The following is a 23601-nucleotide window of genomic DNA, read 5'->3' as shown; positions in this document are numbered from 1 at the left end:
TCAGTCACCTGCCGCGGGCACGAACTTCGTCTCGTTGCCGGGGAGCTCCCCGTCGTCGACGATCTTCGTGGAGAACCCTTCGACGATCTCCGCGGGCTCGAAGGGGTTGCCGTTGTACTTCAGCAGCGAGGAGAGCTTCTCCCCGTGCGTGCCGAGCTCCTTCTGCGTCAGGCCGCGGAACTGCGCGGACGCGTTCATCTCGACGACGAGCGCCTCCTCGACCGAGTCGAGGAACGTACGTACCGCCTTGACGGGGTACGGTGCGAGCTCGGAGACCGTCAGCACCTTGACCGACGTGCCGTCCTCGTTGAGGCGGTCGACCGCCTCCTCGACGGTCCCCTGCTGGGAGCCGAACGTGAGGATGCCGTACTCCGCGTTCTCGGGCCCGTGTTCGACGAGCAGGCCGTCGTCGTCGAGGTCCGCGCGGATGGCGTCGAGCTTGCGCTGGCGACGGTTCATCTGTGCGACGCGGTTGTCGGGGTCCTCGTCGATGTGGCCGGCCGGGTTGTGTTCGTTGCCGGTCGCGAGGAAGCGACCGCCCTTCTGACCGGGCACAGAGCGCGGCGAGACACCGTTCTCGCCCTCGTGCTGGAAGCGGTGGAACTTGCCGTCGCCCGTGTGCGGCTGGTCGGCCAGCTCGTCCTCGGTGAGCGTCATGCCGATGTCGCCGTTGGGCTCGCGGTCGAAGTGCGAGGCGGGGACGTTCGTCAGCTCGCCCGACAGCTTCTGATCGTAGAGGAGCATCGTCGGGATCTGGTACTCGTAGGCGAGCTGGAACGCCCGCCGCGACGCCTCGTACGCCTCGGCGACGGTGCCGGGCGCGAGCACGACGCGTTGGGAGTCACCCTGCGACGTGTACAGGACGTGCTCCAGGTCGGCCTGCTCGGGCTTCGTCGGCATCCCGGTCGAGGGGCCGGCGCGCATCGCCTCGATGAGCACCAGCGGCGTCTCGGTCATCTCCGCGAGGCCCAGCGGCTCGCCCATCAGGGCGAACCCGCCGCCGGAGGAACCGGACATCGCCTTGACGCCCATGTGGGAGGCGCCGATGGCGAGCGCGGCCGCCGCGATCTCGTCCTCGACCTGCTCGGAGATCCCGCCCAGTTCGGGCAGGTTCTGACTCATGATGGTGAACACCTCCGTCCACGGGGTCATGGGGTAGCCCGCGATGAAGCGGCACCCCTCGTCGATAGCGCCGTAGGCGATGGCGTCGGAGCCGGACATGAGCAGCTGCTCCTCGTCGTGTTCACCCGTCGGAACGGAGATGTCGGGTGCGTCCACGTCGTACTCCTCGTTGACGATGTCGTATCCCGTCTGGAGGATCTCGAGGTTCGGCTCGAGGATCTTCTCGGGCATCGCGTCGCGCATCAGCTCCTCGATCGCCGACAGCGGGATACCCGTGATGGCACAGGTGACGCCGACGCCCGCGGTGTTGCGCATGACCTCCCGACCCTGCTCGCGCGCGAGCGAGCGGAGGTCGATGTCGTACACGTGCCAGTCGTTCTCCTCGACGCGCTCGTCGAAGTTCGGGACCTCCGAGGGGTCGAGCAGGCCCGAGTCGTAGACGATGACGCCGCCCTCGCGGAGCTCGTCGAGGTTCTCCGCGAGCGGTTTGGCCTCCTCGTTCCCGTAGTAGGCCTCCTCCTGGGGGTTGCGAGCGAAGGAGTCGCCCAGCGCCAGCAGGAAGTTGTAGCCGTCGCCCCGTGACTTGACGGGGTCTGCGGAGGCGCGTACCTCGACGTAGGTGTGGCCGCCCCGGATGCGCGAGGGGTAGTGTCGATGCGTGAATACGTGTAGCCCCGACCGCATCAGGGCCTTGGCGAAGTTCTGACTGGTCGAGGCGATACCGTCGCCCGACCCGCCAGCGATCCGCCAGATGAGTTCGTCGTCTGACATAGGTACTGATAGGCCCTCCGATGGGCAGTGTCCGAAGATTGTTCTGCCCGGGACAAATGCCTTGCTATAGGTTCGCAAAGGGTCGATCGTGAGGGTTTCGGAGATCGATCGCGCCAACGAAGGACCGACCGTCCGGTCGATTCGAGACCGCCGCGGTCGATTCGATTCGCTGGCCGCCGCCGACATCGACTGGGGTCGCCCCCTATCGAGCTCGACCGTCGCGAGACACCGGGAGAAGAGTTCCGTCACCTGGGCCGTAATTTATTCCAATAAATTCTAAAATCTTATAACGGATTCCGATACATCTCGGGTCAGGACATGAGATGCGTTCCCTGGGCCGTCGCGGCACTCCTCGTCGTGGCGGCCGCCCCCGCGTCGGTCGCCGCACACGAGGTGGCGGAGAACGATCCGCCGCTGGCAGACGCCGGTCTCGATCAACGCGTCGAGCGTGGTACCGTAGTGTGGCTGGACGGCGGCGGATCGGTCGACCCCGACGGCGAACTCGTCGCCCACGAGTGGTCGATCCGGACCCCCGACGGCCGGGAGATCGAACCCGACGACCCGACCGCGGTCTCGACGACGTTCACCGCGTCAACGGTCGGTCGATACGAGGTCACCTTGACGGTAACGGACGATCACGGTGTCGCCCGAAGCGACACGCTGTACGTCGACGTCGGCGATCCTGACGGGTCCGAGTCCCCGACGAACTCGACCGCGACCGCACAGCAGAACCAACCGCCGACCGGCGGTATCGACGGACCGGACAGTATCGTCCGCGGCGAGCGAGCGACGTTCACCGCGGACGTGTACGATCCCGACGGATCGGTCACGTCGTACGCTTGGTCCGACGGCCGATCGACCCGCGAGATCGAGCGCACCGTCGACCTTCCGGCGGGCGAGACGTTCTCGTTCAGCGTTCGCGTCACCGACGACGACGGAGCGACGGCGACGTTCCGGAAGTCCGTTCGCGTGTTGGCACCGGGCAGTGACACCGAGGACGCCTCCGCCGATCCGAATAACGAGGATCCGACCGCCCGGATCGAGGGACCGGATCGCGTCGCCGTCGGCCACGACGCGACGTTCGTCCTTCGAGGGAACGACCCGGACGGGACCGTCGTTCGACGACTGTGGCCCGATCGCTCCACGACTGGCGCGGTCGTTGAGCGCACGTTCACACGGACAGGAACGTACGCGCTGCGCGGCGTCGTCGTCGACGACGACGGTGCGCGGGCGACGGCGACGAAGACCGTGGAGGTGTACGACGAGGGCCCCCCGGTGGTCTCGATCGACGGCCCCGATACCGCGTCGGCGGGGAGTACGCAGGAGTACACGCTGGAGGCGTACGACCCGGACGGCGGAGAGTTGACGATCAGTTGGGACCCAGATCAGACGCGGTTAGAGCGAGAGTCGGATCGGTTCGTGAACTACGTCGGGATCGATGGCGCCCTGGGCGAGACGGTGGAGGTCTCGGCGACGGTTACGGACGATGAAGGGAACACGGTGACCGCAGTGAAGGAGACGAGTGTGGTGAATTCGATCGAAGCTTTACCCGGCAAATCGGTTCCACATATTTCCGAGATCTCCTCAGAGTACACGCCGGATGATAGTTCGCAAACAAGCGAAACAGATACCGTAGAACTCAGTTCTTACAAATTCTCAGCTACAGTCACACACGAGGAATCAAAGATTGTCCGCGCGACTTGGCGAGTAAACGATACGAACCAAGCGGTAACCGTCGATACGCTCGGTCGGTTCTCCGGTACCCGCGACACGGAGATCCGTCACATGTTCGTCTCTGACTACGGCGGGAAGGTTACGAGAGAAGTCTCGCTCACGGCGGTCGATGCGGACGGCGACCGTAGTGAACAGAAATGGGTGAGCCGCGTCCACTCTGTGCAGACGCACGACGATATCTTATTCTATGCGCGGGGGTCAGAGAGTTCCTCACGGAAGACCAGCCTAGAGACTGAACCCGGTGAGCAGGTCGAGTTCATCGTCGGGTCGAACCAGAACTACCGTCTCGCGTTCGGTGACGGGAGTACTGCGCGCGGATCGGGGACCTCGGTACTGCGAAACGTCGAAATTGCTCACACGTACGACGACCCTGGAACGTACAAGGCCAGACTGATCTCGACACAGGGTTCGAGCGGTGAGGCGTTGAAGACTGTCGATGTCACGGTCCAGCCAAAATCGTATACTGAGTACTGGTACAAAGTTACAGGGACTACGATAAATCAGGTCGTTTCGAAGGAGAAACCGAATGGAATCGGTTGGCAGAAAAAATCAGTTCACGATTCTGGAACGGATTTTACTGGAGAATCAGTTACCGTTAGAGTTGACCAGGGTCGTCCCTCGATGCTCGGAGACGATTGGGTATCGATAGGCACGACCGTCGAGAAACGTTCGCGTCGGATCACTCGGGTCAGACAGTCGGATCCTGACGGAGCAGGGGACGACTGGCAGCTCGTGGAACGGAACGTTCGGACCGAGGAGCGGACGTATTACGAAGACAAGTACCGATGGCTCTCAAGCAAGTTCCAGCGCCCGGGGTGGAGTTACACCGGCGAGACCAGGACCGAGCGCGTGGTCGTCGGCGATGGACACGACCACGACCGCGAGCGACACACGCGAACCACGAGGACGTGTACGAACTGGGATCTCGAGCCGAGTCCGTACGGCGGGTTCTCACGCGAGTGTTCCAACTGGAGATACGACACCGACGTCTGGTACACCGGGCACGACCACAGTGGTTCCACGTACTACGACACGGACTACCGGTACAAGACCGAAATCGAGCGGACGCGGATGGTTCAGTATCACGAGTACGCGAGCGAGCGCGAGTTTACGGTCACGACGGAGACCTTCGCGAAAACCGACTCGTGGACCGAGTGGCTGTGGGAGCGGGAAGGTAGTACGATTCGACAAGAGTACTCGATCAAGAAGCCAGCTCCGAACTCATATGTTTCTGGATCGCTCCACGTCGTGGAAGTCCGCTGCGGGTCCGATGATAGCCATCACGATTCCGTCATGTGCTGATATTGAATGCAAATATATTTATAGAACAAATTAGCACTATATCTATGATAATTACAAGGATTCAAATTGAAGTATACTCCCATGAGGTGCTATCATGAGCCACAAGTACAATCTCATTGTCGCTCTAATCGCGTTACTCTTGTTGAGTGGATGCCTCTCGCCGGTCGGTTCGAATTCGGAACCGGTTGTCCGTACTTATACTCCATCCCCGATGGTTGATGCCGAATCAGAACTCCCAAATTTCGGCCATAATCAAACTAATGATGAGATAACCACCCCGAAAAAATTAGATAATAAGACTACACGAAGCGATCTAAATGTGACAACTGTTGAGATTTTACTAAATCAGAAATTGAACTCCCATAGAAGGAATAATGATCTCTCAAGACTGGTTTCAGATCCCCGTCTTGCACGCATTGCTCGCCATCACTCGTACGATATGGCGAACAGAGAATATATTAATCATACATCTCCGGACGGGGTGACTTTTGGTGACAGGCTTCTGAACGCAAATTACGATTGTCTCAGCAGCCGAGAGAATATCGCCGGAAGATATTGGAAGGCTGAAAATACTCAAACAGAGGAAGAACTCGCGGAAGCATTCCTTCGCGGATTCATTCACTCCCCTGAGCACAATACCGCGATGGTCAATCCCGACATGACTACTGTCGGAATCGGCATCTACGTCGCAAAAGACGGCCGTGCCTACGTCACGATGAATCTCTGTGACGCCGATCCCACGAACGAGGGTGAAAAATGATGGACGCCGACAGGAACGTTCGCTCGTCACGCAGACAACTCCTCACGGCCACAGGTACCGCGGCACTCGCCGGATCGTCCGGCTGCCTCGGCTGGCTGCGCGGAGGCTCGGAGAGCGACGAACCCCGCGGCGGCTGGCACACCGAGGAGTTCACGACCGCGGCGGCCACCGAGACCTTCAGCCATCGCGAGGGGACCCGTACGCCCTATCCCGGCGTGAAGCAGATCTACGCGGGCGGCGGCACGCTCGTGCTCGTCTGCTTCGATTACGCCCACGAGCCCTCGATCCGATGGTGGCGCGAGGAGTTCCCGAAGCTGTCGGACCTGCTCGCTGACGGCTCCTTTCGACCGACGCTGCTCATGTATCCGCTTCCGGTGAACGAATGGTCGATGCTGCTCCCGAGCGCGGTGTTCGAGGTCCGCGCCCGCGGCACCCGCGCCGACGCGTGGCGGTTCCACGAACTGCTCGTCGAGGCGGCCCCCGACTACTCGTTCGAGCTACTGCGGGAGTCGGCCGCGGCGGTCTCCGTCGATGGCGACGCGGTGGTCGAGGCGGCAGAGACCCGCCGGCGCCGGAACCAGACGCTGTCCGATCGCGAGTTCGGCCGCGACAGCGGCGTCGACGCCGATTCGATCCCGGCGTTCCGTTGGGGAGCCGACCCGATCGAAGGGTCCTCCGCCGCCGATATCAGGGAGTTCGTCGAATCGCGAAACTGAGTCGACCAGACGGACGCGGTCGATGACTTCCCCGCCAGCCCTCTACTCCTCGTTCTCGGGACTGCTCGGGTGGTATTCCGTGTCGTACTGCCCCACCTGTCCGTCCAGCCGATCGGGATTGATCCGCCCGCCCAGCAGCATGAAGTCCAACACGGTGCAGTACAGCATCGCCTCGACGACCGGTACAGCCCGGGGCGGAAGCACGGGATCGTGGCGCCCGACGACCTGGACCTGCTTCTGCTCGCCGGTCTCCCAGTCGGCCGTCGTCTGTTCCTTCGGGATGGAGGTCGGCGCGTGCCACGTCACCTCGCCGTAGATCGGCTCGCCGGTCGTGATGCCCCCCTGCAGGCCGCCGTGGTCGTTGCCGACGGGCACCGGGTCGCCCTCCTCGCTGACCGTCTCGGGGTGGTCGCCCTCGTCGAACTCCCAGTCCTCGTTGCGGTCGTGGCCCGTGACCTCGCGGGCGTCGCGACCGAGGCCGAACTCGAAACCCGTCGTCGCGGGGATGGACATCATCGCCTGCCCGAGACGCGCGGGGACGGAGTCGAACCGCGGCGCGCCGAGGCCGCGCGGGACGCCGCGCGCCTCGAACTCGATGGACCCGCCGATGGAGTCGCCGGCCTGCTGATACTCGTCGATCGCTTCGCGCATCTCCGCGGCCGTCTCCGGGTGCGCGCAGCGGACCTCGTTCTCCTCGCTGTGTTCGAGCATCTCCTCGAAGCTCACGTCGGGGGCGACGATGTCGCCGATCTGATTGACGTGGGCTTTGATCTGCACGTCGTAGTCGCTCTGGTCGAGCACCGCCTTGGCGACGGCGCCGGCGGCGACCCAGTTCACCGTCTCGCGCGCCGAGGAGCGGCCGCCGCCGCCCCAGTTGCGCGTGCCGAACTTCGCGGAGTAGGTGTAGTCGCCGTGGCTCGGGCGGGGCGCGGTGACGAAGGGTTCGTACTTGCCGGAGCGGGCGTCCTTGTTCTGGATCACCATCCCGATCGGCGTTCCCGTGGTGTAGCCGTCCTGAAGCCCGGAGTTGATCGCCACCTCGTCGGGTTCGCCGCGGCTGGTCGTGATCATCGACTGGCCCGGCTTTCGGCGGTCGAGTTCGCGTTGGATGCGCTCCTCGTCCAGTTCCACGCCGGCCGGGACTCCCGAGACCGTACAGCCCATGGCCTCGCCGTGGCTCTCCCCGTAGGTGGTCAGCCGGAACAGCCGGCCGAACTCGTTGCCGTTCATGCCCGTGTTCGGTGGTTCGGCGGTATAAAATGCGGCGAAGGTGCGAAGAACCGCCGGCGGGGTGCGGCGGGAGCGACCCGGCTCGACTCCGCCGGGTCAGCGCTCGTGGAGCCGCATCCTGACCGGGCCCGTCGGGCGCGTGGTGATGCTCGCCTCCAGGTTCGCCTCGAGGTCGACCGGGTCGACCACCTCGAACGCGAACCGCCGCAGCAGCGTCGCGAGGATCAGCTTCGCCTCCAGCAGCGCGAAGCGGTCGCCGACGCACCGACGCGGCCCCGAGGAGAACGGGAAGTACGCGAGGGGATGCAGTTCCCGCTCCATGTCGTCGGTCCACCGCTCGGGCCGGAACGCGAGCGGGTCGTCGTAGTGGTCGGAGTCCCGGTGGACGATCCACTGACTGATCGCCAGCGGCGTGCCCTCCGGGACCCGGTAGCCGCCGAGTTCCACGTCCTCGGTCGGCTCCCGGAGGATCCCGTGCACCGGCGGGAGCAGCCGCATCGACTCGGTGACGACCTTGTCGAGGTACTTCAGATCCCGAACCGTGTCGAATCCGGCGGGTTCATCGCCGAGTTCGGTCTCCAGTTCGTCGAGCAGCCGTTGTTCGATCTCGGGGTGACGTGCGAGCAGGTGAAGCGTGAACGTCAGCGACAGCGCCGTCGTCTCGTGACCAGCCAGCAGCAGCGTCTTCACCTCGTCGCGGACCTGCTCCGCGGCCATCCGCTCGCCGTCGTCGTCCTCGGCGGTGAGCAGTGCGGAGACCACGTCGGCGTCGGGCCCGATCTCGCCGTCACGCAGCGCGCGCCGCTTCTCCTCGACCAGTTCGTCGACGATGCGGTCGAGCGAGGCGACCGCCTCGCGGAGTTTCTCACGCCCGGGCGTCGGCACCGACGGCGGGAGGAGATCGAGCAGGCTGCCGCCCGCGGACTGCTCCATCACGGTGTCGAGCGCGCCGCCGATCGCGGGCGTCCGGTCGCGGATGTCGACGCCCATCAGCGCGCGGGCGACGATGTCGAGGGTCAGCCCCATCATGTCTCGGTGGACGTCGCGGACCTCGCCGTCGCGCCAGCGGCCGCTCGTCCGCTCGGTCACGCCGACCATCATGTCGGCGTACCCCGCGATGCGGTCGGGCGTGAACGCCGGCTGGATCAGGTGTCGCTGCCGGCGCCAGAAGTCGCCCTCGCTGTTGAGCAGGCCGTTGCCGAGCACGGGACGGAGCTGCTGCTGGAACAGCTCTCCCTTCACGTACCGTTCGTTCTCCGTGACGAGGACCCGCCGGATCGCGTCCGGGTCGGTCAGCAGGAACACGTCCTGCCCGAGGATCTCGTAGCGTGCGACGCCGCCGTGCTCGGCGGCGACGCGGTCGCGAAACGCGAAGAAGTCCCGCCGGTTCTCGAGGAAGGATCCGAGGAAGGGCAGCCCGTCGGGACCGGGCGCCGCCTCCGGAGGGCGTGCGGAGGAGGGGTTCGTATCGCTCATGTCGAACGACATGCGCCAGTCGCTCATAGCAGTTGGTGAACGCCCAGTCGGTTGGGCGAGGTTTGTCCGTCAGCGGCGACGCTCCAGTCGGTGGGATGACCCGATGGCGGGGCGCGGCGGGAGGCGGTGGGGACGGCCCAACGTTATTACTCGCGTCGCCGTGGCGGTCCCCATGCTGTCGTCGCAGCCGGTTCGAGAGGGGATCGTATGACCGAGCGGGAGGAGTCACCCACCGAGGAACAGGCACGCGACGCGCGGTTCGTCGGCAGCGCGCGCGAGCGCCGGGAGGACCCCGCGCTCCTCCGCGGGGAGGGACAGTTCACTGACGACATCGATGCGCCGGACGCGAGCCACCTCGTGTTCGTGCGGAGTCCGCACGCTCACGCCGACGTCGTCGAGGTGGAGACGGCACGGGCCGAGGGGATGGACGGCGTCGTCGCGGCGTACACCTGGGCGGACGTCGAGGCGTCGGACGCGCACGGACGGATGGGCGCCCCGACCGAGCGGCTGAACGGCGACGTCCCCGGCCATCCCGTCCTCGCGGACGGTCGCGTCCGCTACCAGGGGCAGCCGGTCGCCGCTGTGGTCGCCGAGTCCCCCTACCTGGCGGCCGACGCCGCGGAGGCCGTGGCCGTCGAGTACGACCGGCTCGACGCCGTCACCGACGCCGCCGCGGCTCGCGGCGACGACGCCCCGACGGTGTTCGAGGGGTGCCCCGACAACGTCGCCGCCAGCGGCGAACTCGGCGACGAGGCGGCCACCGACGCGGCGTTCGCGGACGCCGACCGCGTCGTCGACCTCGACCTCGTGAACAACCGGCTCATCCCGAACGCGCTGGAACCGCGCGCGGCGCTGGCGCGTCCTGAGGGCGACCGGCTCCGGGTCGACATGACCTCCCAGAGTCCGCACGGCCACCGGAGCGACCTCGCGGACGCGCTCGACGTCCCCGAGCGCGACCTGCGCGTCGTGGCGCCGGACGTCGGCGGCGGGTTCGGCCACAAGGGCCACCATCACCCCGGCGAGACGATGGCCGCGTGGGCCGCCCGCCGCCTCGACCGTCCCGTGAAGTGGACGGCGACGCGGTCCGAGAACTACCTGGCCGGCGCCCACGGCCGCGACCACGTCACGACCTGTGCGCTCGCCTTCGACGACGACGGGCGCATCCGGGGGCTGCGCGCGGAGACGGACGCGAACGTCGGCGGCTACCCCCTCGGCTCCTCCCCCCTCCTTCCGCTGTGGTACGGCCGCCTCCTCGCGGGGCAGTACGACGTGCCCGCGATCCACTGCGTGACCCGGAGCGTGTTCACCACCACGGCGCCCGTCCACTCCTACCGGGGCGCTGGTCGCCCCGAGGCGATCTACGTACTCGAACGCCTCGTGCGGCGGGCCGCGGACGACCTCGGCATGGACCCCGCGGAGTTCCGCCGGCGGAACCTCCTGCCGCCGGACGCGTTCCCCGTCGAGACGGCCGCGGGGGCGACGTACGACTCCGGCGACTACGAGCCAGCACTGGAGAGGGCGCTCGACGCGGTCGACTACGAGACGCTCCGCGAAACGGAGACCCGGGACGACGGCCGCCTCGTCGGCGTCGGGCTGGCGAGCTTCGTCGAGTCGACGGGCGGCGGCTTCGAGAGCGGCGTGGTGCGCGTCCACCCGGACGGCGGCGTCACCGCGTTCGCGGGGACGCACTCCCACGGGCAGGGCCACGCGACGACGTACGCGCAGGTCGTCGCGGACGAGCTCGGGATGAACCCCGACGACGTGGACGTGGTCGAGGGCGACACCGACCGCATCCCGCGGGGGACGGGCACGTTCGGGAGCCGAAGCGTCGTCGTGGGCGGCGGCGCGATCGTCGAGAGCGCGCGCGAAGTGCGCGAGAAGGCCGCCCGGATCGCGGCGGACGAACTGGAGGCCGACCCCGGGGACGTCGAACTCGCGGACGGCGAGTTCCGGATCGCGGGCGCGCCCGAGCGGAGCGTGTCGTTCGCGGCGGTCGCTGCGGCGGCCCACGGCTCCGACCGTCCGGAGGGAATGGACGCCGGGCTGGAGGCGACCTCCTTCTTCGAGCCCGAGCGGTCCGCGTACGCGTTCGGGACGCACGCGGCGGTCGTCGCCGTCGACCCGGAGACCGGCGAGGTCGAGGTCGACCGCTACGTCGCGGTCGACGACTGCGGCGTCCGGGTGAACCCGACGCTCGTCGAGGGGCAGATCCACGGCGGGGTCGCCCAGGGGATCCGACAGGCGCTCCACGAGCGGGCGGTGTACGACGAGGACGGCACCCTCGCGTCGGGGACGATGGCCGACTACAAGGTCCCCGACGCCGGACACGTCCCCGAGATCCACACCGAACATACGGTGACGCCGAGCCCGACGAACCCGCTCGGGGCGAAGGGGATCGGCGAGGCGGGGACCATCGCCGCCCCGCCCGCGGTCGTGAACGCCGTCGTGGACGCGCTCGCGCCGTACGGCGTCGACCACGTCGACATGCCGGTTACGCCGCCGCGGGTGTGGCGGGCGATGCGGGACTCGTGATCGGGCTCCTCCCGTCCCGGGCGCTCAGAACGCCGCCTCCAGCACCGCCCGCACGTCCGCCTCCGTCAGTTCGTATCCCTGGGGGGCGTACGCGAGCAGCGAGTCGCCGGCGGTCACCCGCGCCGCCTCGTTGAGCCCGGCCTCGTCGACGCCGTCGATCGCCGACAGCGACGCCGGCAGGCCGAGGGCGTCGCGGATGCGTTCGACCTCGTGGATCGCCTCCTCGACGGTCTCGACCTCGAACGCCGACGTGAGCATCGAGAGGTCGACGCCGGCGTCGGCCATCGCCCGGAGCGCGTGGGGCGCGACCGTCGCGTGCGCGAGTCCCTGCTGAACCCCGAACGCGTCGCGCAGGCCGTGGCCGAACGCGTGGATCACGTTGATCGTCATCTCGCCGGGCCGCGAGATACCGTACTGTGCGAGCACGATCCCCGCGACCGCGCGGTCCATCGCGCTCCCGTCGTCGGTCATCCCGGGGAGTCCGTCCGCGAGCAGCCGAACCGCTCGCGTCGCGGTCGCGTCCGTGACCGCGGTTCGATCGCGGGCGTACAGCGACTCGATCGCCTTGTCGAAGCCGTTCATCGCCGACCCCGCGAGCACGCCAGCCGGCGTCGTCTCGAACAGCGCCGGGTCGTAGAACAGCGCCTCCGGCATCAGTTCGCGGCCGCCGACGCCCGTCGAGACCACCTCGGTCCCTCCGGCATCGTCGTCGACCTCGGCGGCGATGCCGGCGATGACTGACAGGTCCGCGCCCGCGAGCGTCGTCGGGACCGGGAACAGCGGCGTGAGTGAGGTCGTGTCCTCGGGGGTCGCGATCCCGCCCGTTTCGGCCACCTCCGCGCGGGCGTCGTCGAGCGAGAGGTCGCGGGCACGAAGCACCGACGCGACCGTCGCCACGTCGAGGCTGGAGCCGCCCCCCACGGGTACGAACGCGTCGGCGCCGAGGTCGTCCGCGCGTTCGACCGCGCGGGCCGCCTCGCGGAGGCGCTTGTCCGGGGTCGTGCCCGCGAACACCTCCGCGAGGCGGTCGCCGAGGCCCTCGTCGACGGCGTCCATCAGGGCCGCGTTGCCGGCGACGTTGGAGCCGCAGACGACGAGCGCGGCCTCGCGGTCGCGTTCGGCGAGCGCGTCGCCGATGTCGTCGATACACCCGCGACCGTAGTGGATCGCGCCGGGGTCGTAGTCGAAGGCGAACGGCGGCGTGTCGAGCGAGGTCATGTCGTCGAGAGTCGGCCGCCCGGGCGAAAACGGCATCGGCGGCGGAAGGGGGGAACGACTCCTGCGGCCTCCGGGTGGGGGATCGTCGAGACGTGTCCGAGGCCGTACGGTCGCACGGCGGAACCGAGGGCGTTCGAACGGGCTGCTGGCCTCGTCCGCTCCGTCGTTCACTCCCCGACTACTGATCCCCTCCGTATCGGATCCGTGGACGATACCGAGGGTTGCAACCCGGTCGGGAATACGCCTATGGCCGTACCGCCCGTGGATCCGTCTCCAGCCATGGTCGGATTCAACAGACGCACGGCCAGCAAGATCAGCATGATATCGACGGGGATCGACGCGGCGATGGCCTTCGCACGCGGACGGAGAACGGAGGGGCTCGTCCTTCTCGGTGCGGCCGCGCTCTCCTCGCGCGTCCCGGGGATCGGAACCGCGGTCTCGATACTCTCTCGGGTCCTCCGTCGGCTTCGGTGAGTCGGCGGAGCGTCGACCCGCTCTCACCGTACCGCTGTTGCACCCCTCTTCACCACTGTTCGCCGCTGTCCGCCCCCGCTCCGCTCCCCTACTCCGTCGACACGCTCGCCCCCAGCGACGCCATCGTCTCGAAGAAGCCCGGGAACGACACGTCGACGTGTTCCGCCCCGGTGACGGTCGTCTCCCCCTCGGCGACGAGGCCGGCGACCGTCAGTGCCATCACGAGCCGGTGGTCGCCGCGGCCGTGGACCGTCGCACCCGACAGTTCGGTGTCGCCGCCGTGGACCGTCAGCGAGTCCTGCTTCTCGGTCACTTCGGCGCCCAGCTTCTCCAGCGACTCGGCCATCGCGGCGACGCGGTCGGTCTCCTTGTAGCGGACGTGCTCGGCGTTCACGATCCGCGTTTCCCCGTCCGCGACGGCGCCCAACACGGCGATCGTCGGGAGCAGGTCGGGCGTGTCCCCAACGTCGACCTCGACGCCCGAGAGCGACGACGCGCGGACGGCGATCTCGCCGGCGTCCCGGTCCCAGTCGATCTCGGCGCCCATCCGGTCGAGCACGTCGACGATGGCGGAGTCGCCCTGCGCGCTCGGACGGGCGCCCTCGACGACGACCCCCTCGCCGTCGGCGGCGGCGACGGCGCCCGCCGCGAGCAGGTACGACATCGAGGAGAAGTCGCCGGGGACGGCGTACTCGTCGGCCCCGTACGACTGCCCACCCGGCACTCGAAAGCCGGTCTCCGTGCGCTCGGTGTCGACGCCGAAATCGGCGAGCACCTCGCGCGTGATCTCGACGTACGGCGCGGACTTGAGTTCGGTCTTCAGGTCGATCTCGATCCCCTCCTCGGTGACCGCGCCAGCCATCAACAGGGCGGTGACGAACTGCGAGGACACGTCGCCGGGGATGGCGACCGTCCCGCCGGCCATCGCCTCGCCGACGACCAGCGGCGCCTGTCCGTTGCGTCGGGTCGACTCGGCGCGTCCCCCGAGGGACTCGACGGCGTCGAGGAGCGGCCCCTGGGGACGCGAACGAAGCGATCCGTCGCCGGTGAGAACCGCGAGGCCGTCGGTCAGCCCCGCGGCGGCCGTGACGAGCCGCATCGTCGTCCCCGAGTTCGCGCAGTCGATCACGTCGTCGGGGGTGTCGGGTCGGCCGCCGAACCCCTCGACCTCGATGGCTCCGGCGCCGCCCTCGCTCCCGTCGTCCGCATCGCCCTCGCCCGTCCACACGACCTCCCCGCCGAACGCCTCGACCGCGCGGCCGGTGGCTCGCGGGTCCGCGGAGTCGAGCGGGTCCGTGACGGTCGTGCCCGACCCGTAGCCGGCCGCGAGGATCGCGCGGTGGGTGTAGCTCTTCGACGGCGGGGCGCGCGTTCGCCCGGCGATCCGGGACGGGGAGACGTGTGCGTCCATACGCCGGGGATGCGGGCGGCCGGGCAAGTGTGTACCGAACGCGACACCCGTTGCGGCGTGTGTTCTCCTGCCGCCACCCTCGTCGGGGAGCCTCACGAGCGCATGTGTCACACCGTATTAGTTTGGCAAAAACAATACAACTATTGTAGTAAGTATTAGTACATGGACGAAACGCACGCAGAACGTCTCCTCGAGGAGCTTCTCGACCGGGGCCTGGTTCCCGACGAGCGCATCGAAGAGGTGGAACGGCTCCGCGACGCCGGGGAGATCTGGGTGGCGCTCGAGTACGCGCTGAAGGGCGAGATCAGCGACCCGTGGCGACCTGCAGTCGAGATCGTCTGACGGTCGGAGGCGACCGCCGGATCCGAGCGCGGCTCGCTCGGCCGATTCCCCGCGACGAAAACGACTATCCCGTCCGTCGCCGCATCGTCCGGTATGACACGCACGCTCGACGCCCTCGACGACCGCCTCGCGGCGGCGGACGCCGACGCGTACTGCATCGAGGCCGGGAGCGACGACTCGAACCAGCTGTACCTCTCGGGGTTCGACGCCCCCGACCCGTTCCTCACCGCGTACACCGGCGAGGAACTCGCGGTCCTCGTCTCCGGGCTCGAGTACGGTCGCGCGAGGAAGGAGTCGCACGCCGACACCGTCGCCCGGCTCTCCACGTACGACTACGCCGACCGCGCCGACGAGGAGGGACGCGCGACCGCCCTCGCCGGCGTGTACGCCGACTTCCTCGCCGACCTCGGCGTCGAGTCGGCGCTCGTCCCCGAGCGGTTCCCCGTCGGGATCGCGGACGGGCTTCGCGAGGCCGGGATCGCGGTCGAGGTGGACCGCGACGACGTGGTCGAGTCGGTCAGGGCGACCAAGACCGACGAGGAGTTGGAGGCGGTCCGCCGGGCGACCGACGCCAACGAGGCCGCGATGGCGGCCGCCGAGGACCTGATCGCCGCCGCCGACGTGGCCGACGACGGCACGCTCGTGATCGAGGAGGACGGGGAGGAGACGCCGCTCACGAGCGAGCGCGTCAAGGAGGAGATCGAAGTCACCCTCCTCCGACACGGCTGCGCGCTCGACGAGACGATCGTCGCCTGCGGCGCCGACGCCGCCGACCCCCACGACCGCGGGTCGGGACCCCTCGAAGCCGGCGAGAGCGTCATCGTCGACATCTTCCCGCGCGAGAAGGCGAGCAAGTACCACTCCGACATGACCCGCACGTTCGCGAAGGGCGGGGCGAGCGACACGGTCGCCGAGTGGTTCGAGCTGACCGAGGAGGCGCTCTCGGCCGCGCTGGAGGCGGTCGAGCCGGGCGCCACCGGCGCCGAGGTGCACGCGGCCGCCTGCGACGTGTACGAGGAGGCGGGCCACCCGACCCTCCGCTCGGACCCCGACACCGAAACCGGGTTCATCCACTCGACCGGGCACGGTGTCGGCCTCGACGTGCACGAACGGCCGGGACTCAACCCCCGCGGGGAGGAACTGGAGCCGGGACAGGTGATCACGGTCGAGCCCGGCCTGTACGACCCCGAGGTCGGCGGCGTTCGCATCGAGGACATCGTGATCGTCACGGAGGACGGCTACGAGAACCTCACGGCGGACTACCCCGTGGAGCTGGTGGTCGAGTGATCGTCCGCTCGTACACCACGCCGACGAACCGTGCTCCCCGGCGCTCGACGGGGGACCGACCCGCGAGCGACCCCCGACGGGGCTTTGGTCGACGCGGCCAATCCATTGGCCATGAGCCTGTTCGAACGCGTCGCCGACGCGTTCCGCGAGCCGGGAGCGGACGACGAACCGGAGGCCGACGTGACTGACCCGGACGACGCAGTCGGGTCGGGAGACGATCCGGCGTACGAGCCGGCAGCGCGCGACGCGGACGAACGAACCGCCGCCGTCGTCGCGGTCTGCCAGCAGGCCCCCGACGGCGTTCGAACCTACACCATCGAGATCGACGCCGGGGACGCCGATGGCGCTGAGATCACGGAGGTCGCACCCGGGTTGCTGGAGGCGCACTTCGAGGTCGTCGAGGGCGGCGTCGGCACGGACCACGTCACGGTTCGCGCGGTCGACTTCCGCGGCGAGGCGCGGACGGTCGAGGCGGAGACGCTCGTCGGCGTTCGGTTCGCCGAGCCGGTATCGCTGTCGGACGTGCGGATGCGCCTCCTCGGCGCCGAGGACCACGGCGGCGACACCCTCCCGTCGGAGTGGTTCCGGATCTCGGCCGTGAAGTAGCGGTCGGCGACCGACGCCGTTTACCCGCCCGGCGTCGGCGCGACCTCCCCCGCCGCCCTCGCCGCCCCGACCGATACCCTTTCGGTCGCCACACCGATAGCGGGAGGCATGAAGCTGCTCGTCGTCGGCGCGGGCGAGATGGGTCGGTGGGTCGCACACACCCTCAGGCCGGCCGTCGACCGGGTCGCCCTCGCGGACACGAACCCGCAGGCCGCGATGGACGCCGCCGAGGCGGTCGTCGACGGCCGGGTCGTCCCGCTCGACACCGACGAGCCGTTCGACTGCGTCGCCCTGGCGGTCCCCATTCCCGTCGTCGGCGAGGCGGTCGCCCGCTACGCGGACAACGCCGCCGACGGGGCGATCGTCGACGTGTCGGGCGTCATGGGCGACTCGCTGGCCGCGATGGACGAGCACGCCGCCGGCGAGTACGCCAGCTTCCACCCCCTGTTCGCCCCGCCGCGCGGCCCGGGTCGCATCGCGTACGTCCCCGGCGAACCGGGACCGATCGTCGAGCGCGTCCGCGACCGGTTCGCCGCGGTCGGGAACGAGGTGTTCGAGACGACCGCGGGCGAGCACGACGAGGCGATGGAGAAGGTCCAGACGGGCGCCCACACCGCCGTCCTCGCGTACGCCCTCGCCGCCGGCGACGTGGACGAGCGCTTCCACACGCCAGTCTCCGAACCGCTCTCCGAGCTGGCACGCACCGTCACCGAGGGCGAGCCGCGCGTGTACGCCGACATCCGCGAGACGTTCGACGGCGCCGACGCGGTCGCGGAGGCGGCGCGGGCGCTCTCGGCCGCAGACCGCGACGAGTTCGCGGCCCTCTTCGAGCGCGCCGGCGACGCGCTCGGCGCCGAGTCGAGGGTGGACGCCGACGGCGACGGACCCGACGGGAGCGCCGACCGCGACGAGTCCGAGGGGACCGCCGACCCGCCGGCGTCGTCCGAGCCCGACGACTGAGGCGACCGAGACAGAACCGTTACCCCCGACGACCGAGTAGCCGCGAGCAATGAGTCACCCGCCGCACCGGCGTCCGCGGCCGCGACCGTACGCGGCCCGCGGAGGCTCCTCGGCGTCGAAGTCGCCGCGGTCACCCCTGCCGCAGCTGTCACCCCTGCCCCCGCGGTCGACCCTGTCGCCCCCGTCGTCGACGACCGCGAGGTGGTCGCCGTGAGCGTCGACCGCGAGGCGCTGCGCGACACCGCGAAGTACCTCCGGAACGTCCGGCCGATCGACCCCGAGGAGGTGTACGAGTACCTCCCCGACCGACCGCATCCGGCGGTCGTGCGCACCGCCCTCCGGGAGGAGGCGTTCGATCTGGGACTGTTCGAGCGCGGGGACGGCACGTTCGTCCCCGCGAACGGGGAGCCGGTCGATCCCCCGGGCTGGTCGCCGGAGGCGTTCCCCGACGACCACGCCGAGGCGATCGAGGACCTGCTGTTCGACCGATACGGCCTCGACTGGCACGAGGGCGACTCCGGCGACGCGCTCCGGGAGACGATCGACCGGCTGAAGGAGGACTACTACCGCGGCAGACCCGTCGAGTACGACGCCGACGCCGCCCTCGCGTACGCGATCTATCACCAGCCGGACTTCTACGCCGCCGTCGGCTACGTCCTCGACCGGCTCGCCGACCGTGGGTTGCTCCCCCGGACGCTCCGCGTGCTCGACGTGGGTGCGGGCACCGGCGGCCCAGCGCTGGCGCTCCACGACTACCTCCCCGACGACGCGCTCGTCGACTACCACGCGATCGAACCGAGCGAGAACGCGGACGTGCTCGACGAGGTGCTCGACGACACCCGACCGAACTTCCACACCTCGGTCCACCGCGAGACCGGCGAGGCGTTCGATCCGGAGACGGCCGGCGAGGTCGACCTCGTCCTCTTCGGCAACGTCATCTCGGAGCTGGACGACCCAGAGGCGGTCGCCTCCCGGTATCTCGATGCCCTCGCAGATGACGGCTCGTGCGTCCTGCTGGCGCCGGCTGACCTGAACACCTCGACGGAGCTTCGCCGCGTCGAGCGCGCGCTCACCCCGCCCGACGGCGACGTGAGCGTGTACGCGCCCGACCTGCGACTGTGGCCCGGTGACGCCCCCGACGACCGCGGGTGGTCCTTCGAGGAGCGCCCGGATCTGGCCGTTCCCTCGTTCCAGCGGAAGCTCGACGACGCGGCGGCGCGAGCCTACGACGAGGAGCCGGGCACGTACGTCAACACGGACGTGAAGTTCTCGTGGGCGATTCTCCGTCCGGACGGCGAGCGCCGCCACCCGGTCGTCGCCGGCGCGGAGCGCCACCACCGGATGGCCGACTCCGAGGACCACGTCACCGACCGGGTGAACCTCCTCGCGGTGAAGCTGTCGGACGACCTCGCGCCCGACGACGACGCGAACCCGCTGTTCAAGGTCGGCGACGGCAGCGAGCGGCTGGAGCACTACCTCGTGCTCACCGGCGAGTCGTCGCTCAACCGCGACCTCAGGGAGGCGCCGTACGGCGCGATCCTCTCGGTCGAGAACGTCCTGATCCTCTGGAACGACGACGAGGGCGCGTACAACCTCGTGTGCGGGAAGGAGACGGTCGTGGACGTGGTCGCGGTCTGAGACGGAGCGTTCTGGCGGCGAGTCGCCGGCGGATCGGGTCGGTCGCCCGGTCGGTTCAGGCCGGGCCGTAGCGGGAGACCCCGACGCGTGCGACCGCGACGGCGACGCCGCCGGCGACGAGCACGGCGACGACCGCGAGGTACGACGCCGGGTCGGCGCTGCCGACGGCCAGCTTGGCGGCGACGTTCGCGGGGTTCACGGGCGACAGCGCAGCCGCGCCGAACAGCCCGAGCACGCCCAGCGAGTACACGGTCTGTGCGGCCCGCCTGTCGGGCGCGGTGAGCGCCAGCGCGGCACCCAGCGCCGTCACCAGCGCCGCCAGCCCCGCGGTCAGCCCGAGCAGCCCCAGCACGCCCGCGACGGTCGCGAGCGCGCTCGGCGAGGGCGCGATGGCGGTGCCGTTGACCGACAGCAGCGCGAGCCACAGCGCCGCCTGGATCGGGGCGAGGCCGGCGGCCGCCAGCAGCTTCCCCTCGACGATGTCTGTCATCGTGACGGGGGCGACCCGGAGCAGTTCCAGCGTCCCGCGCTCCAGTTCCTCGGTGAGCGAGTCGACCGTCACCGAGCCGGCGATGAACACCGGGAGGAACAACAGCAGCGGGACGAGCACGGTGTAGGTGAAGCCGAAGTACGGCGACGAGCCGGCCCGCGGCGGCAGTTCAAGCGTCTCCGCGGTCAGCGAGGCGGAGCGCTGGTCGCGCTCCAGTCGCTCGAACGCCCGCAGCGCCTCGCGGGCGCGGACGACGACCAGCGTCGTCCCGACGTTGCCGTCGGGAACGAGCACGCGGACCTCCACGGTGCCGCGCTCGGTCGCCGTCGACAGCATCGCCGCGTCGACCCGGCCCTCGGAGAAGGCGTCGACGGCGGCTTCCCGGGTCGGGTACCGCCGGGCCTCCATCCCGTCGGTTCCCCCGACCGCGGCCGCGAGATCGCCGGCGTCGTCGCCGGCGACGGCCGTCTCGACCGAGTAGCCCGCCGCGGCGCCGGGATCGTACAGCGAGACGAGCCCGACCACGAGGAACGACGAGAACGCCGCCACGAACAGTTGGATCAGCAGCGCCAGCAGGATCGTCTTCTCCGAGCGCAACGACGCCAGCTCCCGCTTCGCGATCGTCCAGCGCGGGTCCCGGTTCGCACGGTCGCCCGCGGCGACGGTTCCCGGGATCGGGTTCGGGGCGTCCCGGGGAGCGTCCCCCGCGTCGTCCCCGCGATCGCTATCCAAGGGTGCTCACCACCGTGAGGTCGTAGCCGAAGTGGATCGCCATCGCGACGAGCAGGGTCCCGGCCCACGCGCGCCGCCCTCGCGTCGCGCCGACGGCGCCGATCGCCGCCGTGACGACGTGGAGCGCGAGCGGGAGCGCCAACAGCGCGAGGCCGGCGGCCGGGCCCAGGCCGGACCCGACGCCCGAAGTTCCGAAGGCTGCCTGACCCAACGGGAGCGAGCCGAGCCCGACGACCTGTACGACGGCGGTCGCCTTCTCCGCGACGAAGAAGCCCGCGCCCGACAGCGCGCCCAGTTTCAGCGCCGTGGGGAGGTCGCGCTCGAAGCGCGACTGGTGGAACCCGGCGTACACGCCGACGCCCTTCGCGACCTCCTCGACGACCGCGACGACGACGAGCAGCGCGACGATCGCGGCGCCCTCCGGGAGCGCGAACAACACGGCGATCCCGAGCAGCTCGGCGACGAACACGAACGGGATCGACAGCGCCGCAAGCAGCGCCACGTCGCGGGGGCGGTGCAGGTGCACCGCGAGCGCGTCGAGGAACTTCAGCGGCACCGCCCGCTGGGTGAACATGTCCTCCTCGCGGTAGACGCCGACCCCCATGGCGAACAGGGTGCCCGCGACGAGGTAGAACGGCCCCGTCGAGAACAGGTACTCCGCGATCGACACCGCCTCGCCCTGCAGGTCGCGGACGACGAGCGTGAGCGGCGAGATGAGCGCGACGGGCGTCACGGTCGCGAAGATCGCGGGAACGAACGCGTACGTCGTCAGCGCCACCGAGACCGTGACCGTGACGAAGGTGAGCTCCTTGAACGACCGCGCGAACATCGCGCCGACGAACGTTGCCGCGAGGAACACGAGCGCGATCGGGAACACCGCCGCCACCGAGAGGGGCCCGCCCCCGACGGCGACGGCGATGATCGTCGTCGCCGCGAGCGCGATCCCGGCGTACGGGAGCGTCTTGCCCGCGACGATGTCGGTCCGCGACAGCGGCGCGACGAGCAGCAGCTCGCCCCGTCGGTTGATCCGCTCGTTGAGGATCGTCGACCCGTACGCCTGGATGACGAAGTTCATCGGCACGAGAAACGCGAACGCGAGCACGAGCGAGGAGAACGGGAACGGCGGCGATATCTCCGCCGGCGACCCGGTCGGCTGGCCGCCGAACAGCGACCCAGCCGCGCCGCCGAGGTCCGGGACGCCGAGCCCGCTCCCGGCGCCACCGTCACCGGTCCCCGACCCGTCCGCTCCGTCGCCCGCCTCGCCCGCGTCGCCCCCGCCGGCGTCACCGGTTCCGTCGTCGCCGGTCGCGTCGTCTCCGCCCGCCCCTGCCGTCCCGTCGTTGGCGCCGACCCGCTGGGTCGCGCGCTCGACGTAGCTGAGGGTGACGCCGACGGGGAAGGCGGCCGACTGGTTCTCCTCCGCGAGCAACAGCCGGTTGTTGTGCCGCTCGACGGCCGACCGGAAGGCGCCGAGTGCGGCCTGTCCCTTGCGCGTGTTCGCCACCGAGACGGTCGCCTCCCGGTCCGACGGGTCCCTGTCGTCGACGTACACGTCGGCGTTCGGCGCGCCCGCCGGTACCGCCTCCAGCGGGGTCGAGTCGCTGACCGGCTCGTGGTACGGGCTGTCCGGGCTGACCGCGACCGCGTAGATGTCCTCGTCGAGCGCGACGCCGCCGGCGAGCACGCCGCCCGCGGCGACGCCGAGGGTCAACAGGAGCGCGACGGCGCCGAGGACCGCCGTCCTCCGGTCGAGGCTGCCGGTCGCCCGGGACACCTCCCAGCGTGCGACCCGGAGCAGCTTCCGGGGAGAGACGCTCACTCCGCGGCCTCCGGCGGCTCGGGCGGCTCCGACGGCTCGCGCCTCCGGTCACCGTCGGTCGCGCCGGGGGAGACACGCCGGCTCCCGGGCATCGGCTGGCCGGCCACGTCGAGGAATATCTCCTCCAGCGTCGACTCGCGGGTGCGGATGTCGACGACCTCGCCGCCGGCGTCGGCGGCCGCCTCGCGAATCCCCTCGACGGCGTCCATCGAGTCGACGGTCGACACGTGGCGGTCGCCGTCGGGCTCGCTGCCGTCGACGGGGACCGTCGTGAACACGCGATAGGTCGTCTCGCCGTGTTCCGCGCGGATCTCCTCGACCGTGCCGCGTGCGACGATCTCGCCCTCGTTCATGATCACGACGCGGTCGCACACCGACTCGACGTGATAGAGGTTGTGCGCCGAGAACAGTACGGTCTTGCCGGCGTCGGCGAGCTCGCGCACGTACTCCAGCACGTAGTTGGTCGTGAGCGGGTCGAGCCCGGAGGCCGGCTCGTCGTAGATGAGCACGTCCGGGTCGTTGACCAGCGATCGCGCGATCGCGACCTTCCGCTTCATCCCCTTCGAGACGTCCCCGAGCCGTCGGTCGCGGTGTTCAAGTTCGAGGTCGTCGAGCGCGGTCTCGATCCGCTGGTTCGCGGTCTCCCGCGGCACGTCGTACAGGTCGGCGAAGAAGCGGAGGTAGCTCCGCGCGGTCATGTCCTCGTACAGCGGCGATTCCTCCGGGAGAAAGCCCAACGCGGTGCGCGTCTCAGGGTCGCCCGCGGGCTCGCCGGCGACCCGGACTGCGCCGGCCGTCGGCTCGATGAGCCCCGCGAGCGTCTTGAGCGTCGTCGTCTTCCCGGCCCCGTTCGGGCCGACGACGCCGAATATCTCCCCCGGCTCCACGTCGAAGGTACTCCCCTGTACGGCGACGAAGTCGCCGTACACCTTCCGCAGGCCGTCGACGGTTATCACACCGTCCGATTCGCATGCGGCGACA

General features: G+C 69.4%; 18 protein-coding genes. 10 read left to right on the top strand and 8 right to left on the bottom strand.

Translation table 11 applies throughout. The annotated features are described in order from the left end of the window. Positions 1-1893, bottom strand: a complete 1893-nt coding sequence (locus GRX01_RS13455; RefSeq protein ID WP_159668409.1) for a 2-oxoacid:acceptor oxidoreductase subunit alpha — start codon at positions 1891-1893, stop codon at positions 1-3. Positions 1894-2286: 393 nt separating this feature from the next. Here GRX01_RS13455 and GRX01_RS13450 point away from each other — a divergent pair, with 393 nt between their 5' ends. From GRX01_RS13450 to GRX01_RS13440, 3 genes are all read left to right on the top strand, one after another. Beyond that, entirely contained in the window at positions 2287-4929 is a 2643-nt protein-coding gene (locus GRX01_RS13450; RefSeq protein WP_159668406.1) for a PKD domain-containing protein, read from the top strand. A gap of 94 nt (positions 4930-5023) precedes the next feature. Further along, the gene (locus GRX01_RS13445; protein ID WP_159668404.1) at positions 5024-5689 is read left to right on the top strand and encodes a CAP domain-containing protein; all 666 of its coding nucleotides are present in this window, start codon (positions 5024-5026) and stop codon (positions 5687-5689) included. After that, a complete protein-coding gene (locus GRX01_RS13440; protein ID WP_159668401.1) occupies positions 5689-6405 on the top strand; it encodes a hypothetical protein in 717 nt (238 codons plus the stop codon). The genes GRX01_RS13445 and GRX01_RS13440 overlap by 1 nt, the downstream gene beginning before the upstream one ends. Before the next feature lie 42 nt (positions 6406-6447). Here the strand turns inward: GRX01_RS13440 and aroC are convergent, their stop codons facing one another. Both aroC and GRX01_RS13430 read right to left on the bottom strand, forming a co-directional pair. Next, complete coding sequence (gene aroC, locus GRX01_RS13435) at positions 6448-7635, bottom strand: chorismate synthase (protein ID WP_159668398.1); 1188 nt, start codon at positions 7633-7635, stop codon at positions 6448-6450. Positions 7636-7731: 96 nt separating this feature from the next. Next, positions 7732-9111: a cytochrome P450 gene (locus GRX01_RS13430; protein WP_159668396.1), complete on the bottom strand. Its 1380-nt coding sequence runs from the start codon at positions 9109-9111 to the stop codon at positions 7732-7734. A 207-nt stretch (positions 9112-9318) separates the two neighbouring features. Here GRX01_RS13430 and GRX01_RS13425 point away from each other — a divergent pair, with 207 nt between their 5' ends. Next, positions 9319-11643, top strand: a complete 2325-nt coding sequence (locus tag GRX01_RS13425) for a xanthine dehydrogenase family protein molybdopterin-binding subunit (protein WP_159668393.1) — start codon at positions 9319-9321, stop codon at positions 11641-11643. A gap of 24 nt (positions 11644-11667) precedes the next feature. Here the strand turns inward: GRX01_RS13425 and GRX01_RS13420 are convergent, their stop codons facing one another. Further along, entirely contained in the window at positions 11668-12861 is a 1194-nt protein-coding gene (locus tag GRX01_RS13420) for an iron-containing alcohol dehydrogenase family protein (RefSeq protein ID WP_159668391.1), read from the bottom strand. Positions 12862-13140: 279 nt separating this feature from the next. Between GRX01_RS13420 and GRX01_RS13415 the strand changes: the two genes are divergently transcribed. Beyond that, positions 13141-13335 (top strand): hypothetical protein, encoded by a 195-nt coding sequence (locus GRX01_RS13415; protein WP_159668388.1) that lies wholly within the window; start codon positions 13141-13143, stop codon positions 13333-13335. An 88-nt stretch (positions 13336-13423) separates the two neighbouring features. Here the strand turns inward: GRX01_RS13415 and aroA are convergent, their stop codons facing one another. Beyond that, positions 13424-14746, bottom strand: a complete 1323-nt coding sequence (aroA, locus tag GRX01_RS13410; protein ID WP_159668386.1) for a 3-phosphoshikimate 1-carboxyvinyltransferase — start codon at positions 14744-14746, stop codon at positions 13424-13426. A 162-nt stretch (positions 14747-14908) separates the two neighbouring features. On the opposite strand from aroA, the gene GRX01_RS13405 reads away from it, so the two are divergent. The 5 genes from GRX01_RS13405 (at position 14909) to GRX01_RS13385 (ending at position 19579) form a co-directional block, all read left to right on the top strand. Then, positions 14909-15088, top strand: a complete 180-nt coding sequence (locus tag GRX01_RS13405) for a hypothetical protein (RefSeq protein WP_159668383.1) — start codon at positions 14909-14911, stop codon at positions 15086-15088. A gap of 93 nt (positions 15089-15181) precedes the next feature. Next, positions 15182-16375, top strand: coding sequence for a M24 family metallopeptidase (locus tag GRX01_RS13400; RefSeq protein WP_159668382.1), 1194 nt, complete (start codon positions 15182-15184; stop codon positions 16373-16375). A 111-nt stretch (positions 16376-16486) separates the two neighbouring features. Further along, positions 16487-16981: a hypothetical protein gene (locus GRX01_RS13395; protein WP_159668380.1), complete on the top strand. Its 495-nt coding sequence runs from the start codon at positions 16487-16489 to the stop codon at positions 16979-16981. Between the two features lie 108 nt (positions 16982-17089). Next, positions 17090-17941 carry a prephenate dehydrogenase/arogenate dehydrogenase family protein gene (locus GRX01_RS13390; RefSeq protein WP_159668377.1) on the top strand — a complete coding sequence of 284 codons (852 nt, stop codon included), beginning with the start codon at positions 17090-17092 and terminating at the stop codon, positions 17939-17941. Between the two features lie 210 nt (positions 17942-18151). Further along, on the top strand, positions 18152-19579 hold the full coding sequence (locus tag GRX01_RS13385; protein WP_321168103.1) for a small ribosomal subunit Rsm22 family protein: 1428 nt from the start codon (positions 18152-18154) through the stop codon (positions 19577-19579). Between the two features lie 55 nt (positions 19580-19634). Here the strand turns inward: GRX01_RS13385 and GRX01_RS13380 are convergent, their stop codons facing one another. The 3 genes from GRX01_RS13380 to GRX01_RS13370 are packed head-to-tail and all read right to left on the bottom strand — an operon-like array spanning position 19635 to position 23576. Next, on the bottom strand, positions 19635-20744 hold the full coding sequence (locus GRX01_RS13380; protein ID WP_394351390.1) for an ABC transporter permease: 1110 nt from the start codon (positions 20742-20744) through the stop codon (positions 19635-19637). Between the two features lie 49 nt (positions 20745-20793). Beyond that, positions 20794-22620 (bottom strand): ABC transporter permease, encoded by a 1827-nt coding sequence (locus GRX01_RS13375; protein ID WP_321168102.1) that lies wholly within the window; start codon positions 22618-22620, stop codon positions 20794-20796. Next, positions 22617-23576: an ABC transporter ATP-binding protein gene (locus GRX01_RS13370; protein WP_321168101.1), complete on the bottom strand. Its 960-nt coding sequence runs from the start codon at positions 23574-23576 to the stop codon at positions 22617-22619. Before GRX01_RS13370 ends, GRX01_RS13375 begins: the two co-directional genes overlap by 4 nt. Positions 23577-23601 lie beyond the last annotated feature (25 nt).

Origin of the sequence: Halobaculum saliterrae (assembly GCF_009831625.1) — an archaeon.
Taxonomy (GTDB): domain Archaea; phylum Halobacteriota; class Halobacteria; order Halobacteriales; family Haloferacaceae; genus Halobaculum; species Halobaculum saliterrae.
This window is presented reverse-complemented; position numbering and strand designations above follow the sequence as displayed.

What these genes read in the sequence shown, in the direction of transcription:
- GRX01_RS13400 (WP_159668382.1), top strand. Translation starts at nt 15,182, where the DNA reads ATGACACGCACGCTCGACGCCCTCGACGACCGCCTCGCGGCGGCGGAC.
- GRX01_RS13390 (WP_159668377.1), top strand. Translation starts at nt 17,090, where the DNA reads ATGAAGCTGCTCGTCGTCGGCGCGGGCGAGATGGGTCGGTGGGTCGCA.
- GRX01_RS13440 (WP_159668401.1), top strand. Translation starts at nt 5,689, where the DNA reads ATGGACGCCGACAGGAACGTTCGCTCGTCACGCAGACAACTCCTCACG.
- aroC (WP_159668398.1), bottom strand. Translation starts at nt 7,635, where the DNA reads ATGAACGGCAACGAGTTCGGCCGGCTGTTCCGGCTGACCACCTACGGG.
- GRX01_RS13455 (WP_159668409.1), bottom strand. Translation starts at nt 1,893, where the DNA reads ATGTCAGACGACGAACTCATCTGGCGGATCGCTGGCGGGTCGGGCGAC.
- GRX01_RS13425 (WP_159668393.1), top strand. Translation starts at nt 9,319, where the DNA reads ATGACCGAGCGGGAGGAGTCACCCACCGAGGAACAGGCACGCGACGCG.
- GRX01_RS13420 (WP_159668391.1), bottom strand. Translation starts at nt 12,861, where the DNA reads ATGACCTCGCTCGACACGCCGCCGTTCGCCTTCGACTACGACCCCGGC.
- GRX01_RS13415 (WP_159668388.1), top strand. Translation starts at nt 13,141, where the DNA reads ATGGTCGGATTCAACAGACGCACGGCCAGCAAGATCAGCATGATATCG.
- GRX01_RS13430 (WP_159668396.1), bottom strand. Translation starts at nt 9,111, where the DNA reads ATGAGCGATACGAACCCCTCCTCCGCACGCCCTCCGGAGGCGGCGCCC.
- GRX01_RS13445 (WP_159668404.1), top strand. Translation starts at nt 5,024, where the DNA reads ATGAGCCACAAGTACAATCTCATTGTCGCTCTAATCGCGTTACTCTTG.
- GRX01_RS13395 (WP_159668380.1), top strand. Translation starts at nt 16,487, where the DNA reads ATGAGCCTGTTCGAACGCGTCGCCGACGCGTTCCGCGAGCCGGGAGCG.
- GRX01_RS13405 (WP_159668383.1), top strand. Translation starts at nt 14,909, where the DNA reads ATGGACGAAACGCACGCAGAACGTCTCCTCGAGGAGCTTCTCGACCGG.
- aroA (WP_159668386.1), bottom strand. Translation starts at nt 14,746, where the DNA reads ATGGACGCACACGTCTCCCCGTCCCGGATCGCCGGGCGAACGCGCGCC.